General features: G+C 62.2%; 6 protein-coding genes and 2 pseudogenes. 2 read left to right on the top strand and 6 right to left on the bottom strand.

All coding sequences use genetic code 11. From position 1 onward, the window contains the following. Nucleotides 1–203 precede the first annotated feature (203 nt). Both BN1233_RS28235 and BN1233_RS28230 read right to left on the bottom strand, forming a co-directional pair. A pseudogene (locus tag BN1233_RS28235) lies at nt 204–1166 on the bottom strand (IS481 family transposase); the annotation flags it as partial. A gap of 57 nt (nt 1167–1223) precedes the next feature. Beyond that, nucleotides 1224–1571, bottom strand: coding sequence for a tetratricopeptide repeat protein (locus BN1233_RS28230; protein ID WP_147707608.1), 348 nt, complete (start codon nt 1569–1571; stop codon nt 1224–1226). Nucleotides 1572–1580: 9 nt separating this feature from the next. Here BN1233_RS28230 and BN1233_RS28225 point away from each other — a divergent pair. Together BN1233_RS28225 and BN1233_RS28220 are read left to right on the top strand one after the other, a co-directional pair. Next, nucleotides 1581–1937: pseudogene (locus BN1233_RS28225) on the top strand (LuxR C-terminal-related transcriptional regulator); the annotation flags it as partial. Between the two features lie 131 nt (nt 1938–2068). Continuing rightward, nucleotides 2069–2404 (top strand): hypothetical protein, encoded by a 336-nt coding sequence (locus tag BN1233_RS28220; protein ID WP_074078379.1) that lies wholly within the window; start codon nt 2069–2071, stop codon nt 2402–2404. A gap of 338 nt (nt 2405–2742) precedes the next feature. Here BN1233_RS28220 and BN1233_RS28215 read toward each other — a convergent pair whose 3' ends face one another. The 4 genes from BN1233_RS28215 to BN1233_RS28200 form a co-directional block, all read right to left on the bottom strand. Next, complete coding sequence (locus BN1233_RS28215) at nt 2743–2961, bottom strand: hypothetical protein (protein WP_046866998.1); 219 nt, start codon at nt 2959–2961, stop codon at nt 2743–2745. Nucleotides 2962–3127: 166 nt separating this feature from the next. Beyond that, nucleotides 3128–3331 carry a hypothetical protein gene (locus tag BN1233_RS28210; protein ID WP_046866997.1) on the bottom strand — a complete coding sequence of 68 codons (204 nt, stop codon included), beginning with the start codon at nt 3329–3331 and terminating at the stop codon, nt 3128–3130. A 160-nt stretch (nt 3332–3491) separates the two neighbouring features. After that, entirely contained in the window at nt 3492–3827 is a 336-nt protein-coding gene (locus tag BN1233_RS28205; RefSeq protein WP_046866996.1) for a hypothetical protein, read from the bottom strand. Nucleotides 3828–3880: 53 nt separating this feature from the next. Then, nucleotides 3881–4219, bottom strand: a complete 339-nt coding sequence (locus tag BN1233_RS28200) for a carboxymuconolactone decarboxylase family protein (protein ID WP_046866995.1) — start codon at nt 4217–4219, stop codon at nt 3881–3883. Nucleotides 4220–5250: the final 1031 nt, after the last annotated feature.

Below are 5250 nucleotides of genomic sequence, written 5' to 3'. Positions count from 1 at the left end.
CTATCCAGCTTTGGCAGCACGGTCGGGGCGATGGCCTCTATGCTGTCCGCGACGCCTTCCTGTCTGGTCAGAAGCTGTTGCTCGTGTGGCTCGCTGCCTCGGCCTCGTCGTGGGCCTCGAACTGCTGTGCTCTGCCTTTTCCTCGATAGGTCGGGCGCCATTTCTGGCGCTCCTGCGGGCGCCAGCTGAATCCAGGATGCCATTGTGTATGGTCCCGGGATGAGGTGGTGCGGGTTGATTTTGAAGGGCTCTGGGTTTTTGGTCCAGGCCTCGCCGATCGCCTGAAAGGGTGTTCGCCACTTCAGCGCCTTGAGGTGCTTGGCGAAATTGTAGGCCGTGACGAAGGCGAGCACGTGTGCCGAGAGGCTCTCGAGGGTCTCGTAATGGAAGACCTTCACGGTGGCCTCTTTGATCGTGCGGTTCATGCGCTCTGCTTGGCCGTTGGTCCACGGATGATAGGGCTTGGTCAGCCTGTGCTCGATGGTGTGCTCCTTGCACACACGGTCGAAGGCATGGCCCCTGAAGCGTGCGGTCGGGCCTGAGCGATAGCGCGGCTGGTCGGCGAAGGGGACGCCGTTGTCGGTCAGCACGGTGTGAATGCGATACGGGAAGGCCTCGACGACACTGCGCAGAAAGGCGGCGCCGATTAACATGGTGGCGGCCGGATGGAGTTCGACATAGGCAAACTTCGAGACCCGGTCGATGGCCAGGAACATATGGGTTTTGCCCTCGGCCGATCTGAGTTCGCAGACATCAATGTGCACATAGCCAATCTTCGTCTCGGCGAAGCGCTGGCGCTTGGATGCATTCTCGGGATCCTTGGGGAGCCTTGAGATGCCGTGCCGTTCCAGGCAGCGGTGCAGTGCACTGCGCGAGAGCTTTGGGATGCTCTCGCGCAGGCACCCCAGAACGTCATCGAGCGGCAGCAGGGTGCGACGCCGGAACGCGACGACCATGGCTTCTTCGGTCTCGCTCAGCACCGTGCTGTGCGGCCGGGCGGGTCCCATCGGCCGATCGGATGTGGTCGTGCGCTTTCGCCACTTCGCCACCGTCTTCGGGTTCAGGCCGTATTGGGTGGCAAGGGCGCGGGTTGCCTCTTGCGCCGCTTGGAGTTCGGCTCGAACGCGCGGCGTCGTGCGGGCGCAACCGTGAAGACCTGCTGCCATAGCGCATCCTCCGCCTCTCGACTCAAGAATGCACCACCACACCCTGGGACTGCACACCTAGCCCAGGGCACAGCCCAGAGCCCCGACGGCAATCATGGTGGCGAGCGGATGCTCCTGCACGGGCCTCCGCATGGCCTCAGTGCCCTGCCGGTAGTAGCGCTCGGCCTCGGGCCAGTGCCGCCGGCCCTGCTCCATGTACGACTGGCCGCGCCTGTAGAGGTCGCGAGCGGGTCCGGAGACTTGATCCGCCCTGGATCGAGCGGTGTCTCCGGCTTCTGTCTCGAGGCCCTCGCCGGGTGGGATGGGAGCGTCCTTCAGGTCGTCGGGCTCGCATTCCGCGGCGACACTCTTCGAGGCTGATGTCGTCCAGGCGGGCGGATCGCTTGCCGGGAAGCTGTCATCCACCGTGTCATCGACGTGCCGCTGGCCGTCCACGTGATGAAAGCCGGTGCGGTCGATTTTCTGGAAAAGCCGTTCAGTGATGATCGCTTCCTGGAGGTGGTTCGATCGGCCATCCGCGCGTCACAGGATAGACCCGTCGAGAGCGAAGAGGTTCGTGCGGCGAAGGTGCTCATAGAATCGCTGTCCGAGCGCGAGAGCCAGGTCTTTCAGGGACTGGTCGAGGGCAAGGCCAACAAAGTGATCGCGCACGATCTGGAGATCAGCCCCCGCACGGTGGAGATCTATCGTGCCAATGTAATGAACAAGCTAAAAGCAAAGAGCCTGTCCGAGGTCATTCGCATGGCACTGCTCGTGCACGGCCGCAAGTGAGCCTTGCGAGCCTCTGGATGCTGGGTGAGCAGGCATTTGGGGCCCGCGGGCGCTGAGGCATGCAGGGGAACGGCCTCTGTCGGGCCCGCGTTGGATTCAGGGGCGTCGCACAGGTTCATCGGAGGTGCCCCATGAGCCCCGGACGACGAGACCTTCTGATTGCGGGCGCAGCGCTCGCGGTCCTGGTAGCCAGCGTCGAGGCGGCCGCCGCCCAGACCAGCCCACTGTCTTCGGAAACCTTGCAGCCGGAGCGCACGGGACCGCAGGATCCCCGCTCCACGGGTTCGGTGGGCCGCTCGAGCGAGCCCCTCAGCGATAAGCTCAACCGCAGCGGCGGCGTCATCCGTCCGCCTGCAGATATTGCGCCCGAGATGACGGTTCGGCCGCCCGATCCGGATCCCGGCACGACGCGAGTGATCCCACCGCCGGGTTCGCCTGGAGGGGATCCCACGATCGAGCCGAAGTGAGGGCGAGCCCTTACAGGGCAAAGAAAAAGCGCCCCTGACAGGAGCGCTTCAAGGTCCCGGCCCCTTTGGGGGCAAAGGAGTGGGCCGGGTATCAGGTCAACGGACGAGCGGTGGACCGGTTCCCGTTCGGCAATGGTCGTTCGCCACCGGCAGGAAAATGGCTGTCTCAGGCCGGGGCAGAGCCATCGAGCGGGCATCCTGCCTGAGGCAGGCTGGGGCGTCTCACGGGCTGCCCACCATCAGAAGGGAGCTTGGTTTACACCGGCAGCCAATCAGGCGAGCGCTCTGGCGGAGCATCTGACGTTTGGTTAGAACGATACTCTTATCAACAGCCCGGCCTATGCCCGCGCGCCTTTTCGGGCCTCTTCCTGCTCGGCCACGATCTTGTCGGCGGCCGCAATCTTGGCGTGGATGTTCGCGCGTTGATCCCTCTCTTCGGCGACAGCAGCATTCGCCCGGACGACATCGACCAGACGCGGACGGAACATGATCTCGCCGAGTTGCGACATCGATTTCATGGTGACGCCGGCCGCCGCGATCACGCCGATGATCGCCATGACCCTCACGACGTAGGAGCGTTGAGTCCGGATTGAGAGCGCAAGGGGCCCGACTCAACTCAATGACTGCATAGCCGAGAGGCGCTAGCATCAGAGAAGCCTGCGGGGATGACCTTCTGACCTCTGGTCTGACAACGTTCCCGATGATTTTCCATCGGTGTCCTGCCTAGTGCAGGACAGGTTCCGCGTTCCTGATCACGATGCAGACGACGGGCGGGTTTGGTCTGTTTCCCTGTTCCAGTTTCTCTGCGACGAGGCGCAGCCGCCCGACGGCTTCGGAACCACGGTAGTCCTCAACCGTATATTCCGACAGAATCTCGCCTGCGAGATCCTCGGCGAGGCGTGATAGAAGATCGAGATGGTCAATCATGTTGAGCTCCAATGCGATGGAACTCCGAGATAGTCGCAACCCGGCAGGCGCATAACTCCGGAAATTGGAATGTCTCCAGAGACATTCCAATTTTCCAGTGTGTTGCACAATAGCGAAACGACTCTCCTTCCGACCGGGATCAGCAGCCTTGCCGAGCAGATCAAGGGTTGACCAATGCCCGGGCAAGTCCGTGGACCAGGAATACGTTGTAGGCGATCGAGTAGTTCATCAGCGCCATGACATAGCAGGTCGTAGCCTTGTCGTGTGCGGATCTCGTCTCGGCTCCGAGCCCATGACCCAACGCGAGTGCCCCGACCAGACTGAAGCAGAGACCGGATGCCTGGAGGTATGACTCGACACCCGCCCCGCTCAGCTTGCCCACAAGGATGCAGGCAACCAGGACCAGGGCGGACAGCAGGAGCGCGGCGACGACGATCCGGTACAGGACCATTCCGAACGAGGGCGATGGCGCCACTTGCTCTTGCCCTGATGGCATGCCTACCTCCATTGCAGCGATATCACGCCGAAACACCCCATCGCCGATCCGACCTATTTCGGCTCTTCCCCGGACAGCGCAGAGATCATGATGGCGGAATGCGCGTATGCCGCGCCGGCTCGCATCTCCGCGGCTACCCAGACGGCCTCCATCAGTTCCTCGGCGGTTGCGCCCGCCCGCTGCGCCGCCCGAGTATGTCCCTGGATGCAATATGGACATTGCGTGACGTGCGCGACCGCTACGGCGATCAGCTGCTTTGTCTTGCTCGGCAAAGCGCCGTCCGAGAAAACCTGGCGTCCGAAGGACTCGAATGCTGCTTGGACCTCGGGAGCAAGCTCGCGACGCTTGCGCGCCAGCTCGGGTGTGGCCTCCGGATAGATGGAAGCGGTCATGGCCATCTCCTCATGGGCTCTCATGGACGGGGACAGGGGCCAGTATGCATCCGTCCTATGGCCCGCATCTCAATCCCATGGGAATGCGCATGCGCTTCTCGTGACAGCTGTCACGGCGAGCCTGAGCGGCTCGCCAGCGGCCCAGTGCCTCCGCGATCTCCTGACGTAGCGCACTCCGGGGAAGAGGAACTTCGGGTAAGGCATCCTTGTCCGTCCCACGCGCTGCGGGGCGGCCGACAGGCAAAGGCTTTACCATTTGGAAGAGATAGAAGCCGATGTGACGGACACTGGCTTCAGCCGCCTCGCGACCGAAGGCCAATCGGTCTACATCGGAGTCCTCCAACGTTCCGCCGAATACCCATGAGGTGGCTCTGATGAACGGCGGCACGGGATGGTCCTCCGGGACTGCGCAAACCAGATCCGCATGACCCCTGCGCCGGAATAGGTTGTAGGCTTGCATGGCCAACCTCAGCTCCATCAGGCACTAGAGTGAGGTGATGCTCCACGCGAGGAAGGCGAATGCGCCTGCAAGAAGACTGACGTCCACCCACTGCATGGGCATCCCGCAGTCACCACGTGCCACGCAACTCGCTCTCCGGATGTGTCGCATGATCGACCTCCTGCATTCCAGGCTGCGTATGCTCCGTTGAATGTCGTCAGGCTCCTGCGACATCGGCCTGGATGACAACCCGAGTGTCGGCCGTATGGCGATATGCGGCAAACGAAATTCTTTGCGCCTTTACAGCAATATTCTTGCATTTCATGTGCCGCGCCCAAAGAAATCGAGGTTTTCCGACCTCCCAATTCGAAGTGCAATTTTCTTGCTTCCAAGCAGCAATCAATTTCGATTGTCAGTCTCGGTTCTGTGCCCGAACTTCATGATCCCTTTGAGAGGTTCCATCATGGACCATGACGTTCACGTCGAGGTCATCGCGCATGATGATGACGCTCACGTTGGCGATGCCGTTGCTCATGACCACGGCGTGCCGACGTTCTGGCGCCGCTGGTTTTGCTCGACGAACCACAAGGAC

Origin of the sequence: Microvirga massiliensis (assembly GCF_001006805.1) — a bacterium.
Lineage (GTDB): Bacteria > Pseudomonadota > Alphaproteobacteria > Rhizobiales > Beijerinckiaceae > Microvirga > Microvirga massiliensis.
This window is presented reverse-complemented; position numbering and strand designations above follow the sequence as displayed.

Coding starts and splice junctions, on each gene's coding strand:
- BN1233_RS28220 (WP_074078379.1), top strand. CDS start 2,069: ATGAGCCCCGGACGACGAGACCTTCTGATTGCGGGCGCAGCGCTCGCG.
- BN1233_RS28215 (WP_046866998.1), bottom strand. CDS start 2,961: ATGGCGATCATCGGCGTGATCGCGGCGGCCGGCGTCACCATGAAATCG.
- BN1233_RS28210 (WP_046866997.1), bottom strand. CDS start 3,331: ATGATTGACCATCTCGATCTTCTATCACGCCTCGCCGAGGATCTCGCA.
- BN1233_RS28205 (WP_046866996.1), bottom strand. CDS start 3,827: ATGCCATCAGGGCAAGAGCAAGTGGCGCCATCGCCCTCGTTCGGAATG.
- BN1233_RS28200 (WP_046866995.1), bottom strand. CDS start 4,219: ATGACCGCTTCCATCTATCCGGAGGCCACACCCGAGCTGGCGCGCAAG.